Raw genomic sequence first — 23,577 nt, 5'->3', positions numbered from 1 at the left:
GCACACCAGCAGCGTGCCCCAGTGCACAGGGCATCGGGTGCTCCGCGCAGCGAAATAAAGGAGGAGCCGAAGGCGGGGGACATTCGCGGAGGGGAGTACCCGGTGGCCTGTGCACACGCCCTGAACAACAGCGCCAAGAACCAAAATGACCGAAACCACCCGCACTCCCCAACAGACAGCCGAACACGTCCGCGACGGCATGTTCGCCAACGACAACGCCAGCAAGGGCCTAGGCATGCGCATCGTCGAGGTCGCCCCCGGCCAGGCCACCCTGCAGATGCAGGTGCGCCAAGACATGCTCAACGGCCACGCCATTTGCCACGGCGGCTTCATGGCCACCTTGGCCGATTCCACCTTCGCCTTCGCCTGCAACTCGTACAACGAACTCACGGTGGCCTCGGGCTTTTCGATCGACTTCATCGCCCCGGCACACGAAGGCGATGTGCTCACCGCGCGCTGCTTCGAGGTTTCGAAGGCTGGGCGCACCGGCGTCTACGACACCGAAATCACCAACCAGCGCGGCGAGCGCGTCGCCATTTTTCGCGGACGTTCATACACCGCCAAGGGCCGCCCCGCCGTTGCCGCCTGAGGAGACACAAGCACCATGACCGCCAGACACCCCGCCCCCGGCGAGCTCGAGCCCATCGAAACCGCCAGCCGCGATGAAATTGCCGCCCTGCAGCTCAGCCGCCTGCGCGCCACGCTGCAGCGCGCGTACGACAACGTGCCGCACTACCGCAAGGCCTTCGACGCCAAGGGCGTGCATCCGGATGATCTGAAGTCCCTCGCCGACCTGTCGAAATTTCCGTTCACGGTAAAGAGCGACCTGCGCGAGAACTATCCCTTCGGCATGTTTGCGGTGCCGCGCGCGCAGGTGGCGCGCATCCATGCCTCGTCGGGCACCACCGGCAAGCCGACCGTGGTGGGCTACACGCTGAATGACGTCGATACCTGGGCCGACCTGGTGGCGCGCTCCATCCGCGCCGCGGGCGGGCGGCCGGGCGACATGGTGCATGTCTCCTACGGCTACGGCCTCTTCACCGGCGGCCTGGGCGCCCACTACGGCGCTGAGCGCGCGGGCTGCACCGTCATCCCCATGTCCGGTGGGCAAACCGAAAAGCAGGTGCAACTGATCCAGGACTTCCAGCCCGACATCATCATGGTCACGCCCAGCTACATGCAGGTGATCATCGAGCAGTTCGAGCGCCAGGGCCTGAGCGCAAGAGACAGCTCGCTCAAGATCGGCATCTTCGGTGCCGAGCCGTGGACCGAGGCCATGCGCCGCGACATCGAAGGCAAGGCCGGCATCGACGCGGTCGACATCTACGGACTCTCCGAAGTGATGGGTCCCGGCGTGGCCAGCGAATGCGTCGAGAGCAAGGACGGCCCCGTGATCTGGGAAGACCATTTCTACCCCGAGATCATCGATCCCGACACCGGCGAGCTGAAGGCCGATGGCGAAGAGGGCGAGCTGGTCTTCACCTCGCTCAGCAAGGAGGCCATGCCCATCGTGCGCTACCGCACGCGCGACCTCACGCGCCTTTTGCCGCCCACCTCGCGGTCGTTTCGCCGCATGGGCAAGATCGTCGGGCGCAGCGACGACATGATGATCATCCGCGGGGTCAACGTGTTTCCCACGCAGGTGGAAGAGATCGTGCTCGCACACGAACGGCTCTCCGGCCTCTACCAGGTGCATGTGCGCCGCGAAGGCCTGCTCGACGAAGTCGAGGTGCATTGCGAGCTCGACCACCGCAACGCCGCCACCGGCGAAGCCGAACGCATGGCCATCGCCGGCTGGGTGCAGGAGCGCGTGAAGACGCTGGTCGGCATCTCGACGACGGTGCGCGTGTTCGACCCCGATTCCATCGAACGCACGCAGACCGGCAAGGCCCGCCGCGTGATCGACACCCGGCCGCGCTGAGCGCGCCTCTTCAACCCATTTGCAAAGGACAGGCACATGTACACCCAGGCCATGGACACCATGGGCAAGGACGCGGGCGACGGCAAGAAAAAATCCGTGCGCTCCGCCGAGGAGATGCGGCTCGAAGAGCGCTTCGATGCCCGCATCGACGCCGGCGACTTCGTCGAGGCGAAGGACTGGATGCCCGAGCACTACCGCAAGACGCTGGTGCGCCAGATCAGCCAGCATGCGCATTCCGAAATCGTCGGCATGCTGCCCGAAGGCAACTGGATCGGCCGCGCGCCCACGCTCAAGCGCAAGGCCATCCTGCTGGCCAAGGTGCAGGACGAAGGCGGCCACGGCCTCTACCTGTATGCCGCCGCCGAGACGCTGGGCACCTCGCGCGACCAGATGTTCGACGCGCTGCACAGCGGCAAGGCCAAGTACAGCTCGATCTTCAACTACCCCACGCTCACCTGGGCCGACATGGGCACCATCGGCTGGCTCGTGGACGGCGCGGCCATCATGAACCAGGTGCCGATCTGCCGCTGCTCGTATGCGCCGTATGCGCGCGCCATGGTCCGCATCTGCCGCGAGGAAAGCTTTCACCAGCGCCAGGGCTACGAAGCCCTGCTGACCATGATGACGCACGGCACCGAGGCGCAAAAGGCGATGGTGCAGGACGCGGTCAACCGCTGGTGGTGGCCCTCGATCATGATGTTCGGCCCGCCGGACGACCAGTCGCCCAATTCGGCGCAGTCGATGCGCTGGGGCATCAAGCGCTTCAGCAACGACGAGCTGCGCCAGAAGTTCATCGACGCCGCCGTGGAGCAGGCGCGCATCCTCGGCGTGACCCTGCCCGACCCCGACCTGAAGTGGAACGAAGAGCGCCAGGCGCACGACTTCGGAAAGATCGACTGGAGCGAGTTCTGGCGCGTGGTGGGCGGCGACGGCCCCTGCAACCGCGAGCGCCTGCAGGCCCGCGTCGATGCCTGGGAAGAAGGCGCCTGGGTGCGCGAAGCCGCCATGGCCCACGCCAACAAGCAACCGATGAAGGAGGCCGCATGAGCGCCGAACAGAAACAAGAGTGGCCCCTGTGGGAAGTGTTCGTGCGCAGCAAGGCCGGCCTCGACCACAAGCATTGCGGCAGCCTGCACGCGGCCGATCCGAAGATGGCGATCCAGTTGGCCCGCGACGTGTACACGCGCCGGCAGGAAGGCAGCAGCATCTGGGTGGTGCGCTCGGACCAGATTGTGGCAAGCGACCCGGGGGACAAGGACATGTTCTTCGATCCGGCGGAGGACAAGGTGTATCGGCATCCCACCTTCTATGCGCTGCCCAAGTCCGTGGACCACATGTAGGCGGCCGGCATGCAAGCATCCATAGAACTGAACCGCACCCCCACGGTGCAATACCTGCTGCGCATCGGCGACACCTGCCTGGTGCTCGCGCAGCGCCTGGGCGAATGGTGCGGCCATGCGCCCGTGCTGGAAGAGGACATTGCCATGGCCAACATCGCGCTCGACCTGGTCGGCCAGGCCCGCGCGCTGCTCACGCATGCCGGCAAGCTCGAAGGACAAGGCCGAGAACACGACGAAGACCAGCTTGCCTACCTGCGCGACGAACGCGACTACTTCAATCTCACGCTGGTCGAACTGCCGCGCGGCGACTTCGCCTTTGCCGTGGTGCGCAACACCATGGTCGCCACGCTGCTCAAGCTGCTGTGGCAACGCCTTGCCGCTTCGAGCGATGCCGAAGTGGCCGCCATCGCCGGCAAGGCTGTGAAGGAGGCGCGCTATCACCAGCAGCATTCGGGCGACTGGGTCGTTCGTCTCGGCGATGGCACCGATGAATCGCGCCGCCGTACGGAAAAGGCGCTGAAGCAACTCTGGCTCTACATGCCCGAGCTGTTCGAAAGCGACGCGGTGGATGAAGCAGCCAGGGCCACCGGCCTAGGCCCCGCGTGGAGCGAATTGCGCGAGCCGTGGCTCGCCGAGATGCAGCAGGTGCTCGATGCCGCCGGCCTCGCAATGCCGCAGGAAGCTGCCTTTCGGAGCACCGGCAAGCAGGGCGTGCACAGCGAGCACATGGGCTACATCCTCGCCGAGATGCAGCACCTGCAGCGCTCCTACCCGGGAGGCGTGTGGTGAACGCCGTCGCATCGCGCGTCGATGCGGCGTGGACCGTGCTGCACACCGTGCTCGACCCCGAGGTGCCGGCCGTGTCCGTCTGCGACCTGGGCATCGTGCGCGAGGTGATCGAGCATGACGATGGGCTGGAGATCGTGCTCACGCCCACCTACTCGGGCTGCCCCGCAACCGAAGCCATCGAGCACGACGTGCTCGCCGCCATCGAGCAGGCAGGCCTTGGCCGCGCACGCGCCACGCTGCGCCGCGCGCCCGCATGGAGCAGCGACTGGATCAGCGACGAAGGCCGCGTCAAGCTCAAGGCCTACGGCATTGCACCGCCCGCGCATCTCACGTCGGAAGCCGCGGCCAACACGGCAATGCCCATCCGACTCTTCGGCCGCATGGCCGGCAACGAAGGCATCGCCTGCCCCCGCTGCGCGAGCGAGCGCACCGAACGCCTTTCCGCCTTCGGCTCCACCGCATGCAAGGCGCTCTACCGCTGCATGGCCTGCCGCGAACCCTTCGAACATTTCAAGCCGATCTGACAAGCGATGAGCAACCTCTTCCATCCGCTGCGCGTGAAGGCGATCGAGCCCGACACGGCCGAGGCCGTCATCGTGTCGTTCGAAGTACCGGCCGACCTGCGGGAAACCTTCGGCTTTACCCAGGGCCAGTACCTCACGCTGCGCCGCGACATCGACGGGCAGGACCTGCGCCGTTCGTATTCGATCTGCGCCGGCCTCGACGACGGCGAGCTGCGCGTCGGCGTGCGCAAGGTGCGGGGCGGCGTTTTCTCCAACTGGATCAACGCGCACCTGCAGCCCGGCGACACCGTGCAGGTGATGGCGCCGCAGGGCCGCTTCTTCGTGCCCATCGAACACGGCGCCGCGCGGCACCATGTCGGCATTGCGGGCGGTAGCGGCATTACGCCCATTCTCTCGATCATGAAGACCGTGCTGGCGCGCGAACCCAAGAGCCGCTTCACGCTGATCTACGGCAACCGGCAGCTGCAATCCACGATGTTCAAGGAAGAAATCGAAGACCTGAAGAACCGCTACATGACGCGGCTTGTGCTGCACCATGTGTTCTCCGACGAGCACACCGATTCGCCCCTGGGCCACGGCGTGATGAACCGCGAAAAGATCGGCGAGTTTCTGCAGACCGTGGTTCCCGCCGGGGGCATCGACCACGCCTACGTTTGCGGGCCGTTCCAGATGAACGACGAGGCCGAGGCTGCGATGCTTGCCGCGGGCGTGCCCGAGGAGCGCATCCACATCGAACGCTTCGGCATTGCGCTGCCCTCCGCCACGTCGGCGGGCCAGGTGGGCGCAGTGGTGCACGAGGCCTTGCCCGGCGATGCCAAGCAGGCGCGCATCACCATCGTGCGGGACGGCCTGCAGCGCGAAATCGCCTTTACCGAAGGCCAGCCGAGCATTCTCGATGCGGCCTCGGCGGCGGGCCTCGAAGTGCCCTTCTCATGCACCTCCGGCGTGTGCGGCACCTGCCGCGCCAAGCTGGTGGAGGGGGAAGTCCGCATGGAAAGAAATTTTGCGCTCGACAAGAATGAAGTGGCCGCAGGATTCGTGCTGACCTGCCAGGCGCACCCCCTCACCGAACGCGTCACCCTGTCGTTCGACGAGCGCTGACACAACAACGATTTTTCAACCCGGAGACAAACCAAAATGAAATTCTTCAAGCCCCTGGCGATTGCCGCGCTGTGCGCCACAGCCGTCGTGGCATGGGCCGACGTGAACGTCGGCGTGACGCTCTCGGCCACCGGCCCGGCCGCCTCGCTCGGCATTCCCGAGAAGAACACCATCGCGCTGATGCCCAAGACCATCGGCGGCCAGAAGATCAACTACATCGTGCTGGACGACGCCTCCGACACCACCGCCGCCGTGGCCAACACGCGCAAGCTCATTGCAGAGAACAAGGTCGACATCGTGCTGGGCTCCACCACCACGCCCAACTCGCTCGCAATGATCGACGTGGTGAGCGAAGCCAAGACACCGATGATTTCCATCGCCGCCTCGGCCCGCATTGTCGAGCCGATGGATGCCAAGAAGCAGTGGGTCTTCAAGACGCCGCAGAACGACATCATGATGTCCCTGGCCATTGCCGAGCACATGGCCACCAGCGGCGTGAAGACGGTGGCCTTCATCGGATTTTCCGACGCGTACGGCGAAGGCTGGTCGCAAGAGTTCGCGAAGGCGGCCGAGCTGAAGAAGCTCAAGATAGTGGCCAACGAGCGCTATGCGCGCACCGACACCTCCGTGACCGGACAGGCCCTGAAGATCATGGCCGCCAAGGCCGACGCGGTGCTGGTGGCGGGCTCGGGCACGCCGGCCGCGCTGCCGCAGAAAACGCTCAAGGAGCGCGGCTACACCGGCAAGATGTACCAGACGCACGGCGTCGCCAATGCCGACTTCCTGCGCGTCGGCGGCAAGGATGTGGAAGGCACCTTCCTGCCTGCCGGCCCGGTGCTGGTGGCCGAGCAACTGCCGGCCAGCCATCCGGTGAAGAAATCGGCCATGGCCTACGTGACTGCCTACGAGGGCGCGAACGGCAAGAACACGGTATCGACCTTCGGCGCGCACGCATGGGATGCAGGCCTGCTGATGACGTCGGCCGTTCCCGTTGCCCTGAAAAAGGCGCAGCCGGGCACACCCGAATTCCGCGCCGCCCTGCGCGATGCGCTCGAGCAGGTGAAGGACGTGGCCGGCGCCCACGGCGTATTCAACATGACGGCGAACGACCACCTGGGCCTGGACCAGCGTGCCCGCGTCATGGTCAAGATTGAAAACGGCGCCTGGAAATACCAGCCCTGACCTGGTCTCGCTCCCTCCCCCTCTGGGGGAGGGCTGGGGTGGGGGCACGACGGCATCGACGTTCGTGCAGCCGTGAGCACGGGGCTGCCCCCATCCCAACCTTCCCCCAAAGGGGGAAGGAACAATGCAGGCACTGATTCGATACAAGGGCTGAGCCCAAAGGTTTTCTATGGATCTGCAGATCGCCCTTTTGCTGGGGCAGGACGGCATCGTGAACGGTGCCGTCTATGGATTGATGGCGCTCGCTCTTGTGCTGGTGTTCTCGGTCACGCGCGTCATCTTCATTCCCCAGGGCGAATTCGTCGCCTTCGGGGCGCTGTCGATGGCAATGCTGCAAACGGGCCGGGTGCCGGCCACGCTGTGGCTGCTGATTGCGCTCGCCGCGATGGTGCTGGTGGTCGAGCTCTGGCGCTGGAAGCGTGGCGCAGTCGTCGACTGGGCTTCCGCAGTTGCGTGGTGCGTCGTGTTGCCGCTGGCCGCCGCCGCACTGGTATTGCTGCTCAAGCCCACCTCGATGGCGGCTCAAGCCGTTACCACGCTGGTGTTGATCGCGCCGCTCGGACCGCTGCTCTATCGCCTTGCCTACCGGCCGTTGGCCGATGCCAGCGTGCTGATGCTGCTGATCGTCTCGGTCGCGCTGCACGGCGTGCTGGTGGGGCTGGGCCTGCTCTTCTTCGGCGCCGAGGGCTATCGCACCGCGCCATTTTCCGAAGAGCGTTTCGACCTTGGCGGCATTCCCGTCAGCGGGCAGTCGCTGGTGGTGATGGGCGTCACGCTGCTGCTGGTGATTGCAATGTTCCTTTTCTTCGGCCGCTCGATGATCGGCAAGGCGCTGCGCGCCACCGCGATCAACCGCGTGGGCGCTCGCCTGTCGGGCATTCCGACCGAGCTCTCGGGTGATTTGAGCTTTGCGCTCGCGGCGCTCATCGGCGCAATTTCGGGCCTGCTGATTGCGCCGCTCACCACGGTGTATTACGACACCGGATTCCTCATCGGCCTGAAGGGCTTCGTCGCCGCCATCGTGGGCGGGCTCGCGAGCTATCCGCTGGCGCTCGCGGGCGCGCTGCTGGTCGGACAGCTCGAAGCCTTTGCTTCATTCTGGGCCAGCCCGTTCAAGGAGGTGCTCGTCTTCACACTGATCATCCCGGTGCTGTGGTGGCGTTCGCTGCACAGCCATCATGTGGAGGACGAGGAATGAACAACACCTCCGCCGACAACACCGCCGCCGCGGCGGCATCCACCGGCCGCGCGCTCATCGCGCCGAGGCAGCTCACGATCGTCTGCGTCGTGGCGCTTGCAGCGGCCTGGGGTTTCCTGCCGGAGTTCACGGTATCGGTGCTCAGCAACATCGGTCTCTATGCACTGGTCGCGGTCGGGCTGGTCATGCTGACCGGCGTGGGAGGCATGACGTCTTTCGGCCAGGCCGCGTTCGTCGGCGTGGGCTCGTACGCCACCGCGTGGATCTGCACGTCGCCCGCCGCCGTGGCGTGGATGGGCAGCATGGCGAGCCCCGCCCTGCTGCCGTGGGCGGGGCTGCTGCTGGGCCTGTTGCTGACCTTTGCGCTCGCGTGGGCGCTCGGGGCGGTCACGCTCAAGCTGCAGGGCCACTACCTGCCGCTGTGCACCATTGCCTGGGGCCTGAGCCTCTACTACCTGTTCGGCAACATGGATTTCCTCGGCGGACAGACCGGCATCACCGGCGTGCCGCCGCTGGTCGTCGCGGGCTTCTCTCTCGCCACGCCGCGCGCGCTGGGCGTCGTGATCTGGGCCGTGCTGCTGCTCGCGCTCTGGGCCATGCACAACCTGCTCGATTCGCGCGAAGGCCGGGCCATCCGCGCGCTCAAGGGCGGGCGGCTCATGGCCGAGTCGATGGGCGTGGACACGGCCCGCCACCGTGTGAAGCTCTTCGTGCTCGCGGCCCTGCTGGCGGCCGTGTCGGGCTGGCTGTATGCGCACCTGCAGCGCTTCGTGAACCCCACGCCCTTCAACCTGAACATCGGCATCGAGCTTCTGTTCATGGCGGTGGTCAGCGGCGCAGGCCATCTGTGGGGCGCGGTGCTGGGCGCCGCGCTCATCACGCTGCTGAAGGAAAAGCTGCAGGACGTGCTGCCCTCGCTGCTCGGCAGCAGCGGCAATTTCGAGGTGATCGTGTTCGGCCTTCTCATGCTCTTCGTGCTGCAGCGGTTTGCGGAGGGGCTGTGGCCGACGCTGGCGCGCGTTGCGGGGCAATGGGTACGCCCGCGTCCCGTTGCAGCCGCCGATGCCGCGGCGCCAGCGGTGCAGCTCGCGCAGCGCAGCCTGCCCCCCAGGGGCGAGGTACTGCTGCAGGCCACCAACGTCAGCAAGCGCTTCGGCGGACTGGTGGCCAACAACGACATCTCGATGACCCTCAGGGCCGGCGAGATCCACGCGCTGATCGGGCCGAACGGCGCGGGCAAGAGCACCTTCTTCAACATGATCTCGGGCGTGGACGATCCGAGCTCCGGCGAGGTGCGGCTTGCGGGCCAGCCGATGGCGGCCAAGCCCTCGCGCGTGTTCGCCGCGCTCGGCCTGGGCCGCACCTTCCAGCATGTGCGCCTGCTCGGTGCGCGCAGCGTGGTCGAAAACGTGGCGCTCGGCGCCCACCTGCGCGCCCGGCGCGGCTGGCTCGCGGCCATGCTCCGGCTGGACCGCGCGGAGGAAGCAGCGCTCATGGCCGAAGCCCGCCGCCAGATCGAACGCTGCGGCCTCGGCGCGCACACCGACACGCCGGCGGCTTCGCTCTCGCTCGGCCAGCAGCGCGTGGTCGAGATTGCGCGCGCGCTGGCCGGCCAGCCCTCGGTGCTGCTGCTCGACGAGCCGGCCGCGGGCCTGCGCCATCTCGAGAAGCGCGCGCTTTCCGTGCTGTTGAGCCAGCTGCGCGCCGAAGGCCTCGGCATCCTCGTGGTGGAACACGACATGGAATTCGTGATGAACCTTGCCGACCGCATCACGGTGCTCGAATTCGGCACTGTCATCGCAACGGGCACGCCGGCCGAAGTGCAGGCGAACCCGCGCGTGCTCGAGGCCTACCTGGGCGGCGCCGACGACGAACTGCTGGAGGACGCGCGATGAGCCATCCCCTCCTTCAGCTCGACGGCTTCTGCGTCGCCTACCGCACCGTGGAGGCCGTACACGGCGTGCATCTTCATGTGAACGACGGCGAGATCGTCACCGTCATCGGCCCCAACGGCGCCGGCAAGACCACGCTGCTGTGCGCGGCGATGGGCCTGCTGCCTTCCACCGGCACGGTCACGCTCCACGGCGAGCGCATCGCGCGCCCCGGTGTCGAGACCATGGTGGCGCGCGGCGTGGCGCTGGTGCCCGAGCGGCGCGAGCTGTTCGGCGAGATGTCGGTCGAAGACAACCTGCTGCTCGGCGGGTTCTACCAGTGGCGCAAAGGCAAGCGCGACCAGCGCGCGCGCATGGAAGAAGTGTTCGAGATCTTTCCGCGGCTGCGCGAACGCAAGCCGCAGCTGGCCTCCACGCTCTCGGGCGGCGAGCGGCAGATGCTGGCCATCGGGCGTGCGCTGATGGCACGGCCGCGGCTCCTGATGCTCGACGAACCCTCGCTCGGCTTGGCGCCGCTGGTGGTGCGCGAAGTGCTGCGCGTGGTGTCTCAACTGCGCAGCCATGGGGTTTCGGTGCTGCTGGTGGAGCAGAACGCGCGCGCTGCGTTGCAGGTGGCCGACCGCGCCTATGTGCTGGAGATGGGCGCCGTCGCGCTCGAAGGCAACGCCCGCGAGTTGATGCACGACCAGCGAATCATCGACACCTATCTGGGCATCGGCAACAAACACTGACCCGCCTCAAGGACACTCACATGACCACCCTTCAAAGCTACATCGCCGGCCGCTGGATCGGCAAAGAGGGCGCGCAACAACTGCGCAGCGCCGTCAACGGCCAGGCCGTGGCCAGCACGCATGCCGAGGCCATCGACTTCGCCGAGGCGTTGAACCACGCACGCAACGTCGGCCTCCCCGCGCTGATGGCTCTCGACTTCCAGCAACGCTCCGAGCGCCTGAAGGCACTGGCCAAGTACATGGCCACGCACAAGGAAACGCTCTACGCCATCTCCGCCCACACCGGCGCGACCCGCGCCGACAGCTGGATCGACATCGAAGGCGGCGCCGGCACGCTCAGCGCCTATGCGGGCATCGGCACCAACGAGCTGCCCTCGGGCAACCTGGTGCATGAAGGCCCGGCCCTTGCGCTCGGCAAGAAGGGCGGCTTCGCGGGCACGCACATCCTGGTGCCGCGCGGCGGCGTGGCGGTGCACATCAATGCGTTCAACTTTCCGGTGTGGGGCCTGCTCGAGAAGTTCGCGCCCAGCTTTCTGGCAGGCATGCCGTGCATCGGCAAGCCGGCGACCGCAACAAGCTATCTGACCGAGGCACTGGTGCGGCTCATCGTGCAGTCGGGCATCCTGCCGGAAGGCAGCCTGCAACTCGTGGTCGGCGGCACGGGCGACCTGCTCGACCGGCTCGGGGGTGCCGACGTGGTCACCTTCACCGGCTCGGCCGACACCGCTGCCAAGCTGCGCGTGCACCCGAACCTGGTGCGCCAGTCGATTCCGTTCAACGCCGAGGCCGATTCGCTGAACTGCGCGATCCTCGCGCCCGACGTGACGCCCGATGACGAGGAGTTCGATCTCTTCGTGAAAGAAGTGGCACGCGAAATGACCATCAAGGCCGGCCAGAAATGCACCGCCATCCGCCGCGCGATCGTGCCGCGCCAGCATCTGGATGCGGTGGCCGAGCGCCTGCGCGCTCGCCTCGCAAAGACCGTCATCGGCGACCCGTCGCGCGAAGACGTGCGCATGGGCGCTCTCGCCTCGCATGCGCAAAAGTCCGACGTGGCCGACCGTGTCGCCACGCTACTGCAAGGCGCCGAACTGGTCTTTGGCGAGCGCGACGGCTTCTCGCCGGTGGGCGACGGCGTGAGCGAAGGCGCCTTCTTCGCGCCCACGCTGCTGTTGAGCCGCAAGCCGCTCGAACATGACGCCGCGCACGACGTCGAAGCCTTCGGCCCCGTCAGCACGCTCATGCCCTATGACGGCATCGACGAAGCGCTGGCGCTGGCCGCGCGTGGCCGCGGCAGCCTGGTCGGCACGCTGGTCACACGCGAGCCGGCCATTGCGGCCAAATCCATTCCGGTCGCTGCCGCATGGCACGGCCGCCTGCTGGTGCTCGACCGCGAAGCCGCCGCCGAATCGACCGGCCACGGCTCGCCGCTGCCGCAACTCAAGCATGGCGGCCCGGGCCGCGCGGGCGGCGGCGAAGAGCTCGGCGGCCTGCGCGCGGTGAAGCACTACCTGCAGCGCGCCGCGGTGCAGGGCTCGCCCACCATGCTGGCCGCGATCACCGGCGAGCACGTGCGCGGCGCGGCGGTGCGCGAGAGCGAGGTGCACCCCTTCCGCCGCCATTTCGAAGAGCTGCGCATCGGCGACTCATTGCTTACCCATCGCCGCACGGTCGGCGAGGCCGACATCGTGGCCTTCGGCGGCATCTCGGGCGACTATTTCTACATGCACTTCGACGAGGTGGCGGCGAAGGAGTCGCCCTTTGGCAAGCGCATCGCGCACGGGTACTTCGTGCTGTCAGCGGCGGCGGGCCTCTTCGTATCCCCCGCGCCGGGCCCGGTGCTCGCCAACTATGGGCTCGACACGCTGCGCTTCGTCAAGCCGGTGGGCATTGGCGACACCATTCGCGCACGCCTGACCTGCAAGCGCAAGATCGACCGCAACAAGAAGGACGCGAGCGGCCAGGGCCAGGGCGTGGTGGCCTGGGACGTGGAGGTGACGAACCAGGACGGCGAGCTGGTCGCGAGCTACGATATCCTGACCCTCGTCTCCAAGAAACCAGAATCCACCTGATGTTCGATCTCACAGGAAAAACAGCACTCGTCACCGGCGGCAATGGCGGCATCGGCCTGGGCATGGCCCAGGGCCTTGCGCAAGCCGGCGCCCGCGTCATCGTTGCCGCCCGCAACGCCCAGAAATCGGCCGCCGCCGTCGAAGCCCTGAAGGCGCTGGGCAGCGACAGCTTCGCGCTCGAAGTCGATGTGGCCGATGAAGCCTCGGTGCAGAAGGCCTTCGACGAGGCGGCCGCACGCTGCGGCAGGCTCGACATCCTCATCAACAACGCCGGCACCACGGTGCGCAAGCCGGTCGACCAGCTGGCGCTGGACGAGTGGCACAAGGTGATGGACACCAACCTGACCAGCGCCTTCCTGTGCAGCCGGGCCGCGCACCCGCATTTGAAGAAGGCCGGCGGCGGCAAGATCATCAACATCGGCTCGATGATGTCGATCTTCGGCGCGCCGTATGCACCGGCCTATGCCGCGAGCAAGGCCGGCATCGTGCAGCTCACCAAGTCGACCGCGCTCTCGTGGGCGGCCGACAACATCCAGGTCAACGCGATTTTGCCGGGCTGGTTCGAGACCGAGCTGACGGACGGCGCCCGCAGCCAGATTCCGGGCCTGTACGACCGGGTGGTGGCCCGGGCCGCCGCCGGCCGCTGGGGCAAGCCGGCCGACATTGCCGGCACGGCGGTGTTTCTCGCGAGCCAGGCCTCCGATTACGTGACCGGCACGGCCATTCCCGTGGACGGGGGCTTCTCCATCTCTGGCTGAAGTCGGGCGGGCCGTGTAAATTCGGCCGCCATGCTCCTCTGGTTTCAGATCTTTCTTTTTGTCGCCGGCACGGCCGCGCTGCTCTACGTTTCGCGCGGGCCGCTGCGCCAGCCAGGCTCGCACGGCTTCTACCGCTTCTTCGCGTGGGAGTGCATGCTGGTGCTGATCATCGTGAACCTGCCGGTGTGGCATGTCGACCCGCTGTCGTTTACGCAATTGCTCTCCTGCGTGTTGCTGGCGCTGTCGATCTGGCTGCCGATCCATGCGGTAAGGCTGCTCAAGGCCCATGGCAAGCCGACCGAGGCCCGCAACGACGATCCTGCGCTCTACGGTTTCGAGAAGACGTCTTCCATCGTGAGCACCGGCGCCTTTCGCTACATTCGCCACCCCATGTACACGGCGCTGATGCTGCTGGCCTGGGGCGCCTTCCTGAAGCAGTTCACCTGGCTCACCCTTGCGCTGGTGCTGGCGGCCACGGTGCTGCTGTTTCTGACGGCACGCAGCGACGAAAAGGAATGCATCGCGCATTTCGGCGATGCCTACCGCGACTACATGCGCCGCACGCGGCGCTTCATTCCTTTCCTGCTGTGAAAAGCCAGGGTTTTCCCAGCGGAGCACAAGCCGCGCTCCTGTTCCTCGCGCTGTTCCTCTGCGAGTTTGTCATTAGCCTGGCATTGCGCGACGCCAACCGCTGGCTCGGGCTGAACGAGATGCAGCTGGGCGTGCTTTCCGTGGTGCTGGGCAACGGCTGCGTATTCGCCGGGGTCATGCACTTTCAGCAGCTCACCTATCGCGAGCTGTTCCACCAGTCCCCGGCCTCCGCCAGGGCCACGCTGGTGCTGATCGTGCCGCCGGTGCTGCTGCTGGTGCCCGGTCTGATGGTGGTGATAGTGACCGCGATGAACCTGCTGATGCTGGTCGCGCCGCTTTCGGCCTGGGAGGAATCGATGTTCAGCCGCATGGCCGACGGCAGCGTTGCCGCCACGCTGGCCGTGTGCGTGATGGCGCCCCTGCTCGAGGAAATGCTCTTCCGCGGCATCGTGCTGCGGGGTTTCCTGCAGCGCTATTCGAGGTGGCAAGCCATCCTGGGCTCGGCGTTGCTCTTCGGCGTGGCACACATGAACATCTACCAGTTTGTCGTGGGTCTGGTCATGGGCACGGCGCTCGGGTGGCTCTATGAGCGCACACGCTCGCTCATTCCCTGCATCGCGCTGCATGCGGCCTACAACACCGGCACGATTTTCCTGAGCGACCTGCCCGAAACCATTTCGCTCGCGGATACCGCGCTGGCCTTGCTGGCAATCTTGCTTGCAACGGTGTGCGGCGTACTGGCTTTGCGGCACATGCTGGTGGCGCCCATTGCGCGCAGGCCGGCGCCCTGACCCGCGGGCGGCGGCGGCTCAAGAACTAAGTCTGCACGGGCGCGAGTGGCCGTGCATCCACCGCGTCGCCATCGACGATGAAGTGACCGCCTGCCACATGGTGCAGCGTGCGCAGGTCGTCATGCCCGATGAAGTTCCAGCGCCCGTCGGCAAACACGCGCGAGTCGGCCTCCGCGGCGATCACCTCGCCCAGGAACAGGTCGTAGCTTTGCTGGATGTGCGGCTCCGGCAGCAGCCGGCATTCGAGCCACGCCACGCAGCCTTCCAACAAGGGCGCCGTACCGGCGGTGCCGGCAAAAGTCTGCAGCCCGTAGGCTGCGAACTTGTCCTGGCCGTTTCGTTCGACGATCTCGCGGCCCGAGCTGTTGCCCAGGGCTTCCGTCAGGTCGAGCTGGGCGCGAGCGGGCACCTGCAGCGCAAAGGTACCCGCGCCTTCGAGCAGCTTGCGGGTCCACGTGCTCTTGTCGAGCACCACGGCCACCTTGGGCGGATCGAAGTCCAGCGGCATGGCCCAGGCCGCGGCCATGATGTTGCGCTGGCCGCCGTGGGCGGCGCTCACGAGAACGGTGGGGCCGTGATTGATCAGGCGGTAGGCCTTGGTCAGGGGTACGGGCAGGCGGTGCGAAGACGATGAAGCGTTGGAAGTGTCGGAGGATGGAGGGGTCATGCGGCCAGCATGCCACGCCTTGCGGCTCTTCGCAGCGCGCGGTCGGAGTGCGGGTGTTCAGGGTGCGCACCCGCCGACGGGGTACCTTTCTCCGCGAATGTCCCCCGGCCTGCGGCCTCCTCCTTTATTTCGCTGCGCAAGGCACCCCGCCAGCGGGTGCGTTGCACAGAGCGGTAGTTGATCAGCGGAACACCAGCAGCGTGTCCCAGTGCACAGGGCATCGGGTGCTCCGCGCAGCGAAATAAAGGAGGAGGGGCGCAGCCCCGGGGGACATTCGCGGAGGGGAGTACCCGGTGGCCTTTGCACGCACCCTGAACAGCAGCGCAAAGAACAACGCCACCCTGAACAAGTCCGCCCTAGCCCCCGCGGCTAAGCATCCGCCCCGCCCGAGCCAGCACCTTCGCCTCGGCGCCGCCGCCGCGATACGCCAGCACCCCATTCACCAACACCCACTCCACGCCCAGGCTCACGCCATGCGGTTTGTCGTAGGTGGCAGTGTCGGCAATGGTCTCCGGGTCGAACACCACCACGTCGGCCATGGCACCCACGCGCAGCAACCCGCGGTCGGCAATGCGCAGGTTGTGCGCCGTCATGCCCGTCATCTTGTGCACGGCCTGCTCCAGCGTGAACAGGCGGCGCTGGCGCCAGTAGCGCGCGAACACGCGCGGGAATGCACCCCACAGGCGCGGGTGCGGATGACGGTCGTGCGGCAGGCCATCGCTGCCGATCATGGTGAGCGGATGCGCGATGACGCGCTCCACGTCTTCTTCCTGCATCTGAAAGTAGCAGGCGCCGCCGGGCTTCAGGCGCAGGCACGCCTCCTGTTCGGTGGTGCCCCACTCGCGCGCAATGTCGGAAATGAGGCGGCCAGTCATCTCGGGGTGCGGGTCGGACCAGGTCAGCAGCACGTCGATGACGCCGTCGACCAGGTCTTCGCGCAGCACGGTGGAGCCGGCCACGTAGGGGTACACGTCCATCGAAATTTTCTGCCGCTCCGCCAGCGCCTCGATCAGCGGCAGCGTTTCCTTCGTGCGGCCCCAGTTGGCGGGGCCGGCGCATTTGTGGTGCGAAATGACGAGCGGCACGCCGGCGCTGAAGGCCGTATCGCCCGCTTCATGCAGCGCCTCGATGATCTGCTGCATTTCGCTGCGCAGATGCGTCGCGTAGACGCCGCCGTGCCTTGCGACGACGCGTGCGAGCGCAGTCACTTCCTCGGCGGGAGCGGCAAACGCTTCTTCATAGAACAGGCCCGACGACATGCCATGCGCACCTTCGGCCATGCTGCTGTCGAGCAGGGCCGTCATGCGCGCCAGCTCGTCGGCGCTCGCGGGGCGGTCAAGCGCTTCCATTGCCGCAAAGCGCAAGGTGGTGTGGCCCACCAGCGCAGCGACGTTGAGGGCGGGCTGCGTCGCATCGACAGCCGCGCGGTACTCGGCCATGGTGGCGTGCTTGAACGACTCCGCGCCCAGCAGCGTGAGCGGCGGCTTGGACTGCACCGTACGGTATGGCGCAAGCGAAATGCCGCAGTTGCCTGTCACCACCGTGGTGATGCCCTGCGATACCTTGGGCAGGCAGAGCGGGTCGCGCAGCACGATGGCGTCGTCGTGCGTGTGCGCGTCGATGAAGCCGGGGGCTATCACCTTCTTTCGGCAGTCGACGATCTCGATGTCGGCCAGCGTCAGGTCTTCTGGCAGCCGCTCACGCAGGCCTTCGCCGAGCGCAACGATTCGGTCGCCCTGCAGCAGCACGTCACCCGTCCATGAAGGCCCACCCGAGCCGTCGACCACAAGGCCGGCTTCGAGCAATATGGCTTTGGCTTCTCCACTCACGATGCGCGGCCTCCGGTGTTGATGCCGCCGCCGTCCCAGCTTTGCAGCGGGTGCGTGGCCGCGTCAATGCCGTGGCGCTGAAAGGCTTCGCGCGCACGCTGCAGGCGCTGTACCGCGGGCTCGCCGCGCCGCTGCGCCACCAGCACCGTGAGAATCTCGATGGCGGTGAGGTGCGTCAGGTAGGCATCGATGCCCACGTGCATCACGGCGTCGTCGGGCACGGACAGGCCCAGCAGAAAGTCGGCCTTGGCCGCCAGCGCGGTGTCCGGCCGCGTGAGCGCGACCACCTTGGCGCCCTGCCCGCGCGCGATGTCCACCGCGTCGAGCAGCGAAGGCATGCCGCCCACGTGCGAAATGGCGATGACCACGCCGCCCGGGCGCTGCGCCGCGCCCGCCACCTGCTGCAGGTGGTAGTCGGCCCAGGCATTGGCCGAGAGGCCGAGCCTGAAGAGCCGCGCCTGCAGGTCGTTGGCCATGAACCACGACGTGGCGCCCGCACCGTACAAGTCGACGTGCGGTGCGGCCGCAATGGCGGCCACCGCTCCTTCGAGCACCTGCATGTCGAGCTGCCCGCGCACGCCCGAGACCGAGGCCGCCGCGCTGCGCGCGATCTTGCTGACGACTTCGTCCGCTGCGTCCTCGATGTTCACGCGCCGGTGCAGCGGCGAGCCACCCAGCGCGAGTTCTTGCGCGAGCGCGAGCTTGAACTCTCGCAGCCCCGCAAAGCCCAGGTCGCGGCAGGTGCGCATGATGGTGGGCACCGAGCTGCCCGAGCGCTCGGCGAGCTGCTCGAAGCTTTCCTCGAGCGCGCGGTCCGGGTCTTCGAGGATCAGGTCGAGAATCGCGCGCCGCGTGGCAGGCGCGCTGCTGCGGATCTCGCCGATCTTCTGAAGCAATGAAGGAGTCATCGGTTGGCGTGGCTCAGAAGTGCATGGCGACGGCGTCGCTCACGCGGTAGTTCTCTTCGACCACCGGCATCCAGTGCCATTTGTCGAAGGTGGTGCAGGGGTGCGAAATGCCCAGGCCGACGCGGTCGCCCACCACGGGTGCCTGCGCCTCTTCCGACGCGTCCCAGCGCAGGTAGGCATGCTGGTCGTTCAGCGCGGTGATCTTCCATCCGGCGGGCACGGCCTGCGCTTCAAGCATGCCGCGGGGCGCGCGTGCGATCGGCACCGGCATCGAGAGATCGAAGGAAATGTCGCGCTTGCCCGCTGCAAGAATCGCCAGGCCTGGTTCGGGCCGCGACTGCACCGTGGCCCACACCTCCATGGCGGGGCGCAGGCTCTCGCCGCAATCGCAGCCCAGGCGCTCGTCCACCGCGCTCACCATGCGCTTGTAGAAGCCGTGGTCGTGCGTGACATAACAGCCCGAGCGCAGCAGGCCGCGCACCGGCGAACCCAGCGCTGGCTTCAAGCGGCCGGCCACGAGATCGAAGATGGCCGAGCCGCCGGCGGAGACCAGCACCTCATCGGTTTCGAACAGCTGCTGCGTGTCGCAATGGCGCGCGATGGCTTCCACCCGGTCCATCAGCGTGGTGGCGTAGGCCGTGTCGGCGCCGCTGGCACCGGTGGCGCCCTGCCCTTCGTAGGTTTCGATGCCGACGAGCTTGACCGCATCGCTCGCACGAAGCCGGGTGGCAAGCGCCACGGCTTCCTCGTGCGTGCGGCAACCGGTGCGCGCGCCTTCGACGCCGATCTCCAGCATCACGTCGAAAGGCACGCTCTCGGGGTGACGTTTCGACCAGTCTTCGATCAACGCGAGCTGCGCCAGCGAATCGATCAGGAACACCACGCGCAGGTCGGCATGCGCGTGCAGCAGCAGTTGGATGCCGGCCAGGTCTTCGTCGCTGACCACCTGGTTGGCGATGAGCGTGCGGCGCGCGCCAGCCGCCACGCCCACGGCAAGCTGCGTGACCGTGGCAAAGGTCAGGCCCCAGGCGCCGGCGTCGAGCTGGCGCTGGAAGAGCTGCGGCGACATGGTGGTCTTGCCGTGCGGCGCCAGGTCGATGCCCCACTCGCGCACGCGCGACTGCATCCAGGCCAGGTTGTGCTCGAGCGCTTCGCGCTTGAGCACGGCCAGCGGCAGCGGCAGATCGCCGGCCAGCACGTTCCAGCCCGCGGCGCCAACTTCGCTGCGGCGGCGCGGCGGCTGGGTGCGCGGATAACCCTTGAAGCTGCTGCCCAGCAGCGGGTCGTTGAAATCGTTGTTGTCGGCGGCGGCGGTGATGTCGGTCATGGTCATGCGGCAATATTGGAAAGCAGCTCTTTTCGGATGCAGGCGCTGTAGTGTCCAGGAGATATTTCATCGAGCGGCGGCACGGTCTGCGCGCAGGCCTCGATGGCGTGGGGGCAGCGGGTGCGGAACACGCAGCCCGATGGCGGCGAGATGGGGCTGGGAATGTCGCCCTTGAGGGCGATGCGCTCGGTGGCAAGCGTCGGGTCGGGCTTCGGGCTCGCGGCCAGCAGCGCCTGGGTGTAGGGGTGCGAAGGCCGCGCGAACAGCTCGTCGGTGGTGGCCACCTCCATCACCTTGCCCAGGTACAGCACCACCACGCGGTCGCACAGGTACTCGACCACATCGAGGTCGTGCGAGATGAAGAGCATGGTGAGCCCGAGCCGCTCGCGCAGGTCGGCCAAGAGGTTGATGACCTGCGACTGGATCGACACGTCCAGCGCCGACAGCGGCTCATCGGCCACGATGAACTCGGGCTCCACCGCGAGCGCGCGCGCCACGCCGATGCGCTGGCGCTGCCCGCCCGAGAACTCATGCGGAAAGCGGCTCGCATGCTCGGCGCGCAGGCCCACGGTTTCGAGCAGCTCGGTGATGCGCTTGTCGCGCGCCGCGGCGCCTTTGTGCAAGCCGTGCGTGGACAGCGCCTCGCCGAGGATGGCGCTGATGCGCATCTTCGGGTTCAGACTTGCATACGGGTCCTGAAAAATGATCTGCAGCTTGCTGCGCAGCTTGCGCATGCGCTCGCCGGAGAGTGCACCGATGTCGTCGCCGCGGTAGAGCACCTGGCCATCGGTGCGCTCGACCAGCCGCAGCACGGTGCGGCCGATGGTGCTCTTGCCCGAGCCAGATTCGCCGACCAGGCCCAGCGTTTCGCCGGGGCGGATGGCGAACGACACATCGTCGACCGCGCGCACCGGGCGGTCGCTGCTGCCGAAGTATTTCTTGAGGCTGCGGACTTCGATGAGGGGAGCGGCGGTGGTCATTGTGGACTTTCTCCCTCCCCTTCCGGGGGAGGGCTGGGGTGGGGGCTCTGGGCGGTGGAGACCGTCGCAACAATAAAACGGCCGCGTGCCCCCACCCCAGCCCTCCCCCGGAAGGGGAGGGAGCAAGACGGGGTCAGCGACGGGTGGCTCATGCAACCCTCGCAAGTTGCGCATCCGGCTGCACCCGCGTGCAGCGCACCTGGCGATCCTGGCGGATATCGATGAGCGGAGGCATCGCCTCCTTGCACCCTGCCACCGCATGGTCGCAGCGCGGCTCGAACGCACAGCCCGGCGGCGGCGCGAGCGGACTCGACACCTGCCCGCGAATGGCGAACAGCCGCTTGGGCTTGGGCTGCCCCGGCAGGCGAGCCTTGCCGGGAAGGCAGGCCAGCAGACCCTGCGTGTACGGATGCTCAGGCTGCGCGAACAGCGGCCGCACGGGCGCGCTTTCGACCACGCGGCCCGCATAGAGCACCACCACGTCGTCCGCATGGTGCGCGACCACGCCGAGGTTGTGGGTGATGAAAAGGATGCTCATGCCCGTCTCGGCCTGCAGCCGGCGCATGAGTTCGAGGATCTGCGCCTGGATGGTCACGTCGAGCGCGGTGGTGGGCTCGTCGGCAATCAGCAGCGTCGGGTCGCAGGCCATGGCCAGCGCAATCATCACGCGCTGGCGCATGCCGCCTGACAGCTGATGCGGGTACTCGTGAATGCGCTGCGCCGCGGCGGGAATCTCGACCAGCTCCAGCATGCGCAGCGCATGGGCCATGGCCGCCTTGCGGTCGAGGCCCTTGTGCAGCCGCACGCTCTCGGCAATCTGCTCGCCGATGGTGAAGACCGGGTTCAGGCTGGTCATCGGCTCCTGGAAGATCATCGACAGCTGGTTGCCACGCAGGCTGCGCATTTCGCGCTCGCCGATCTGCAGCAGGTCGAGCGACTTGCCTTCGCGGGTGACGAAAGAAGCCGAACCGCTGACCTGCGCATTCGCAGTCTTTGGCAAGAGGCGCATCAACGTGAGGCTGGTCACCGATTTGCCCGAGCCCGATTCGCCCACCAGCGCCGTCGTCTTGCCGGGCTGGATCGAAAAGCTCACGTCGGCCACCGAGCGGATGAGGCCATCTTCGGTGGGAAAGCTGGTGCTCAGGTTGCTGACCTGGAGACGCGGTGTGTTCGTGGGGGTCGTCATCACAGCGTCTTCTTGAGCTTGGGGTCGAGCAGGTCGCGCACGCCGTCACCCAGCAGCTGCAGCGAGAGCGCGGTGAAGATGATGGCGAGCCCCGGAAACAGCACCACCCAGAAGGCCTGGTGCGCGTACTGCTGGCTGCCCGCGACCATGGTGCCCCAGGTTGGAATTTCGGGCGGCACGCCCACCCCTAGAAACGAGAGCCCCGCCTCGGCCAGGATGGCGTAGGCAAAGATGAACGACACCTGCACGAGGATCGGCGACATCAGGTTGGGCAGGATGTGCCGCCACAGGATGCGCGAGGTGCGTACGCCCAATGCACGCACCGCTTCGACGAACAGCAGCTCGCGCACCACCAATGTCGAGGCCCGCACCACCCGCGCCACGCGTGGGGTGTAGACCAGCACCAGCGCCAGCACGGTGTTGATGAGCGAAGGACCGAGGATGGCGACGAGCGCAATGGCCAGGAGGATGTCTGGGAACGACATCATCGCGTCGACCACGCGCATCAGCGGCGCGTCGAGTCGCCGGAAGAAACCGGCCATGAGACCCAGCACCGTGCCGGCGACGACCGCGCCGAGCGCGGTAAGCGCCGCAATGGCCAGCGAGTAGCGGGCACCATGCACGATGCGCGAGTACATGTCGCGGCCGAGCTCATCGGTGCCCAGCAGGTGCTCGGCGCTTGGCCCCTTCAGGCGTTGCAGCACGGCGGTGTCGTTGGGATCGATGGAGGCAAACAGCGGCGCGCCGATGGCCATGACCGCGATGACCAGCAGCACCAGCGCGGAGACCATCACGATGCGGCGGTGCATCAGCTGGCGGAGCATTCGGGGCATTTGCATTTTTTCTCTCAAACCTTCACGCGCGGATCGACCACGGCATAGAGCAGGTCGATGGAGAAATTGATCAGCACGTAGATCGCCGCAATCACGAGCAGCGCGCCCTGGATCACCGGGTAGTCGCGCCGCAGCACCGCGCTCACCACGAGGTTGCCGACACCCGGCAGGCCGAACACGGTTTCGGTGATGACGGCGCCGCCGATCATCAGCGCGACCGTGAGGCCGATCACCGTCACGATGGGCACCAGCGCATTGCGCAGCGCATGCTTGAGCACGACCACGCTCTCGCTCAGGCCCTTGGAGCGCGCGGTGCGCACATAGTCTTCGCCGAGCACGTCGAGCATCGAGGCCCGCGTGAAACGAATGATGAGCGCCGAGTTCAAGAGGCCGAGCACCGTGGCCGGCAGTACCAGCGCATGCAGCCGCTCGGCGAACGGCGCATCGGGCGCGCCGTAGCCCGACACCGGAAACCAGCCGAACGACACGGCAAAGATCTGAATGAGCACGATGCCCAGCCAGAAGCTCGGAATGCTGGCGCCGAGCATCGCGATGCCGGTGAAGAGCTGGTCGACCACGCGACCGCGGAACACCGCCGAGACGATGCCGCAGGGCACGCCGATCAGTGCGGCAATGGCCACGGCCATGAGCGCGAGCAGCGTGGTCGGCTCGGCCCGCTCCCACAGCGCCTGCGTCACCGGCCGCTGCAGGAAGATGGACGTGCCGAGATTGCCCTGCAGCACCTCGCGCAGCCAGTAGCCGAACTGCACGGGCAGCGGCTTGTCCAGGCCGTATTCCTTCTGCACGCGGGCGATGTCGGCCGCGGTGGCCTGGTCGCCCAGCAGCACCGAAACCGGATCGCCCGAGGCTGCACGCGTCAGCACGAAGACCAGCACCGCCACGATGGCGAGCACGACGAGCATGCCGGCGGCGCGGGAGGCGATGTAGCGGATCATC

23 protein-coding genes are annotated in these 23,577 nt (G+C 67.1%); 15 read left to right on the top strand and 8 right to left on the bottom strand.

What is annotated here, in order from left to right; translation table 11 throughout:
* Nucleotides 1–145: 145 nt before the first annotated feature.
* The 15 genes from paaI to EJI00_RS00945 all read left to right on the top strand — a co-directional run bounded on the left by paaI (nt 146) and on the right by EJI00_RS00945 (nt 14,890).
* The gene (gene paaI, locus EJI00_RS01015; RefSeq protein ID WP_126745604.1) at nt 146–589 is read left to right on the top strand and encodes a hydroxyphenylacetyl-CoA thioesterase PaaI; all 444 of its coding nucleotides are present in this window, start codon (nt 146–148) and stop codon (nt 587–589) included.
* 15 nt (nt 590–604) lie between these two features.
* Nucleotides 605–1,921, top strand: coding sequence for a phenylacetate--CoA ligase PaaK (gene paaK, locus EJI00_RS01010; protein WP_126745603.1), 1,317 nt, complete (start codon nt 605–607; stop codon nt 1,919–1,921).
* 36 nt (nt 1,922–1,957) lie between these two features.
* Nucleotides 1,958–2,968: a 1,2-phenylacetyl-CoA epoxidase subunit PaaA gene (paaA, locus tag EJI00_RS01005; RefSeq protein ID WP_126745602.1), complete on the top strand. Its 1,011-nt coding sequence runs from the start codon at nt 1,958–1,960 to the stop codon at nt 2,966–2,968.
* Nucleotides 2,965–3,261, top strand: coding sequence for a 1,2-phenylacetyl-CoA epoxidase subunit PaaB (paaB, locus tag EJI00_RS01000; RefSeq protein ID WP_126745601.1), 297 nt, complete (start codon nt 2,965–2,967; stop codon nt 3,259–3,261). Before paaA ends, paaB begins: the two co-directional genes overlap by 4 nt.
* A 9-nt stretch (nt 3,262–3,270) precedes the next feature.
* Nucleotides 3,271–4,050, top strand: a complete 780-nt coding sequence (gene paaC / locus EJI00_RS00995; RefSeq protein WP_126745600.1) for a 1,2-phenylacetyl-CoA epoxidase subunit PaaC — start codon at nt 3,271–3,273, stop codon at nt 4,048–4,050.
* Entirely contained in the window at nt 4,047–4,574 is a 528-nt protein-coding gene (gene paaD / locus EJI00_RS00990; protein WP_409513996.1) for a 1,2-phenylacetyl-CoA epoxidase subunit PaaD, read from the top strand. Before paaC ends, paaD begins: the two co-directional genes overlap by 4 nt.
* 6 nt (nt 4,575–4,580) lie before the next feature.
* Nucleotides 4,581–5,675 carry a 1,2-phenylacetyl-CoA epoxidase subunit PaaE gene (gene paaE / locus EJI00_RS00985; protein ID WP_126745598.1) on the top strand — a complete coding sequence of 365 codons (1,095 nt, stop codon included), beginning with the start codon at nt 4,581–4,583 and terminating at the stop codon, nt 5,673–5,675.
* Between the two features lie 36 nt (nt 5,676–5,711).
* On the top strand, nt 5,712–6,857 hold the full coding sequence (locus tag EJI00_RS00980; RefSeq protein ID WP_126745597.1) for an ABC transporter substrate-binding protein: 1,146 nt from the start codon (nt 5,712–5,714) through the stop codon (nt 6,855–6,857).
* Between the two features lie 169 nt (nt 6,858–7,026).
* Entirely contained in the window at nt 7,027–8,055 is a 1,029-nt protein-coding gene (locus EJI00_RS00975; protein WP_126745596.1) for a branched-chain amino acid ABC transporter permease, read from the top strand.
* Nucleotides 8,052–9,950, top strand: coding sequence for an ABC transporter permease subunit (locus tag EJI00_RS00970; protein WP_126745595.1), 1,899 nt, complete (start codon nt 8,052–8,054; stop codon nt 9,948–9,950). Before EJI00_RS00975 ends, EJI00_RS00970 begins: the two co-directional genes overlap by 4 nt.
* Nucleotides 9,947–10,678, top strand: coding sequence for an ABC transporter ATP-binding protein (locus tag EJI00_RS00965; RefSeq protein WP_126745594.1), 732 nt, complete (start codon nt 9,947–9,949; stop codon nt 10,676–10,678). Before EJI00_RS00970 ends, EJI00_RS00965 begins: the two co-directional genes overlap by 4 nt.
* A 20-nt stretch (nt 10,679–10,698) precedes the next feature.
* Nucleotides 10,699–12,750 carry a phenylacetic acid degradation bifunctional protein PaaZ gene (gene paaZ / locus EJI00_RS00960; protein ID WP_126745593.1) on the top strand — a complete coding sequence of 684 codons (2,052 nt, stop codon included), beginning with the start codon at nt 10,699–10,701 and terminating at the stop codon, nt 12,748–12,750.
* The gene (locus EJI00_RS00955) at nt 12,750–13,508 is read left to right on the top strand and encodes an SDR family NAD(P)-dependent oxidoreductase (protein WP_126745592.1); all 759 of its coding nucleotides are present in this window, start codon (nt 12,750–12,752) and stop codon (nt 13,506–13,508) included. Before paaZ ends, EJI00_RS00955 begins: the two co-directional genes overlap by 1 nt.
* A 30-nt stretch (nt 13,509–13,538) precedes the next feature.
* Entirely contained in the window at nt 13,539–14,099 is a 561-nt protein-coding gene (locus EJI00_RS00950; RefSeq protein ID WP_126745591.1) for a methyltransferase family protein, read from the top strand.
* On the top strand, nt 14,096–14,890 hold the full coding sequence (locus EJI00_RS00945; protein WP_260590414.1) for a CPBP family intramembrane glutamic endopeptidase: 795 nt from the start codon (nt 14,096–14,098) through the stop codon (nt 14,888–14,890). The genes EJI00_RS00950 and EJI00_RS00945 overlap by 4 nt, the downstream gene beginning before the upstream one ends.
* 25 nt (nt 14,891–14,915) lie before the next feature.
* Here the strand turns inward: EJI00_RS00945 and EJI00_RS00940 are convergent, their stop codons facing one another.
* The 8 genes from EJI00_RS00940 to EJI00_RS00905 form a co-directional block, all read right to left on the bottom strand.
* On the bottom strand, nt 14,916–15,557 hold the full coding sequence (locus EJI00_RS00940) for a flavin reductase family protein (RefSeq protein WP_126745589.1): 642 nt from the start codon (nt 15,555–15,557) through the stop codon (nt 14,916–14,918).
* 356 nt (nt 15,558–15,913) lie between these two features.
* Nucleotides 15,914–17,386 (bottom strand): N-acyl-D-amino-acid deacylase family protein, encoded by a 1,473-nt coding sequence (locus tag EJI00_RS00935; protein ID WP_126745588.1) that lies wholly within the window; start codon nt 17,384–17,386, stop codon nt 15,914–15,916.
* Nucleotides 17,383–18,294 carry a MurR/RpiR family transcriptional regulator gene (locus EJI00_RS00930; RefSeq protein ID WP_126745587.1) on the bottom strand — a complete coding sequence of 304 codons (912 nt, stop codon included), beginning with the start codon at nt 18,292–18,294 and terminating at the stop codon, nt 17,383–17,385. The genes EJI00_RS00935 and EJI00_RS00930 overlap by 4 nt, the downstream gene beginning before the upstream one ends.
* 13 nt (nt 18,295–18,307) lie before the next feature.
* Nucleotides 18,308–19,627: an amino acid deaminase gene (locus tag EJI00_RS00925; RefSeq protein ID WP_126745586.1), complete on the bottom strand. Its 1,320-nt coding sequence runs from the start codon at nt 19,625–19,627 to the stop codon at nt 18,308–18,310.
* A complete protein-coding gene (locus EJI00_RS00920) occupies nt 19,624–20,601 on the bottom strand; it encodes an ABC transporter ATP-binding protein (RefSeq protein WP_126745585.1) in 978 nt (325 codons plus the stop codon). The genes EJI00_RS00925 and EJI00_RS00920 overlap by 4 nt, the downstream gene beginning before the upstream one ends.
* A gap of 148 nt (nt 20,602–20,749) precedes the next feature.
* Nucleotides 20,750–21,787 (bottom strand): ABC transporter ATP-binding protein, encoded by a 1,038-nt coding sequence (locus tag EJI00_RS00915; protein ID WP_126745584.1) that lies wholly within the window; start codon nt 21,785–21,787, stop codon nt 20,750–20,752.
* On the bottom strand, nt 21,787–22,626 hold the full coding sequence (locus tag EJI00_RS00910) for an ABC transporter permease (RefSeq protein ID WP_126745583.1): 840 nt from the start codon (nt 22,624–22,626) through the stop codon (nt 21,787–21,789). The genes EJI00_RS00915 and EJI00_RS00910 overlap by 1 nt, the downstream gene beginning before the upstream one ends.
* Nucleotides 22,627–22,634: 8 nt before the next feature.
* A complete protein-coding gene (locus tag EJI00_RS00905; protein WP_126745582.1) occupies nt 22,635–23,576 on the bottom strand; it encodes an ABC transporter permease in 942 nt (313 codons plus the stop codon).
* Between the last annotated feature and the right edge of the window lies 1 nt (nt 23,577).

The sequence above is a fragment of the Variovorax sp. DXTD-1 genome, assembly GCF_003984625.1.
GTDB lineage: Bacteria > Pseudomonadota > Gammaproteobacteria > Burkholderiales > Burkholderiaceae_C > Variovorax.
The sequence above is the reverse complement of the archived record's forward strand: the minus strand, read 5'-3'. Positions and strand labels throughout refer to the sequence as shown.

Excerpts from the sequence above, each read along its gene's own strand:
- paaI (WP_126745604.1), top strand. The coding sequence starts at position 146 with ATGACCGAAACCACCCGCACTCCCCAACAGACAGCCGAACACGTCCGC.
- paaK (WP_126745603.1), top strand. The coding sequence starts at position 605 with ATGACCGCCAGACACCCCGCCCCCGGCGAGCTCGAGCCCATCGAAACC.
- paaA (WP_126745602.1), top strand. The coding sequence starts at position 1,958 with ATGTACACCCAGGCCATGGACACCATGGGCAAGGACGCGGGCGACGGC.
- paaB (WP_126745601.1), top strand. The coding sequence starts at position 2,965 with ATGAGCGCCGAACAGAAACAAGAGTGGCCCCTGTGGGAAGTGTTCGTG.
- paaC (WP_126745600.1), top strand. The coding sequence starts at position 3,271 with ATGCAAGCATCCATAGAACTGAACCGCACCCCCACGGTGCAATACCTG.
- paaE (WP_126745598.1), top strand. The coding sequence starts at position 4,581 with ATGAGCAACCTCTTCCATCCGCTGCGCGTGAAGGCGATCGAGCCCGAC.
- EJI00_RS00980 (WP_126745597.1), top strand. The coding sequence starts at position 5,712 with ATGAAATTCTTCAAGCCCCTGGCGATTGCCGCGCTGTGCGCCACAGCC.
- EJI00_RS00975 (WP_126745596.1), top strand. The coding sequence starts at position 7,027 with ATGGATCTGCAGATCGCCCTTTTGCTGGGGCAGGACGGCATCGTGAAC.
- EJI00_RS00970 (WP_126745595.1), top strand. The coding sequence starts at position 8,052 with ATGAACAACACCTCCGCCGACAACACCGCCGCCGCGGCGGCATCCACC.
- EJI00_RS00965 (WP_126745594.1), top strand. The coding sequence starts at position 9,947 with ATGAGCCATCCCCTCCTTCAGCTCGACGGCTTCTGCGTCGCCTACCGC.
- paaZ (WP_126745593.1), top strand. The coding sequence starts at position 10,699 with ATGACCACCCTTCAAAGCTACATCGCCGGCCGCTGGATCGGCAAAGAG.
- EJI00_RS00955 (WP_126745592.1), top strand. The coding sequence starts at position 12,750 with ATGTTCGATCTCACAGGAAAAACAGCACTCGTCACCGGCGGCAATGGC.
- EJI00_RS00950 (WP_126745591.1), top strand. The coding sequence starts at position 13,539 with ATGCTCCTCTGGTTTCAGATCTTTCTTTTTGTCGCCGGCACGGCCGCG.
- EJI00_RS00940 (WP_126745589.1), bottom strand. The coding sequence starts at position 15,557 with ATGACCCCTCCATCCTCCGACACTTCCAACGCTTCATCGTCTTCGCAC.
- EJI00_RS00930 (WP_126745587.1), bottom strand. The coding sequence starts at position 18,294 with ATGACTCCTTCATTGCTTCAGAAGATCGGCGAGATCCGCAGCAGCGCG.
- EJI00_RS00925 (WP_126745586.1), bottom strand. The coding sequence starts at position 19,627 with ATGACCATGACCGACATCACCGCCGCCGCCGACAACAACGATTTCAAC.
- EJI00_RS00920 (WP_126745585.1), bottom strand. The coding sequence starts at position 20,601 with ATGACCACCGCCGCTCCCCTCATCGAAGTCCGCAGCCTCAAGAAATAC.
- EJI00_RS00915 (WP_126745584.1), bottom strand. The coding sequence starts at position 21,787 with ATGACGACCCCCACGAACACACCGCGTCTCCAGGTCAGCAACCTGAGC.
- EJI00_RS00910 (WP_126745583.1), bottom strand. The coding sequence starts at position 22,626 with ATGCAAATGCCCCGAATGCTCCGCCAGCTGATGCACCGCCGCATCGTG.
- EJI00_RS00905 (WP_126745582.1), bottom strand. The coding sequence starts at position 23,576 with ATGATCCGCTACATCGCCTCCCGCGCCGCCGGCATGCTCGTCGTGCTC.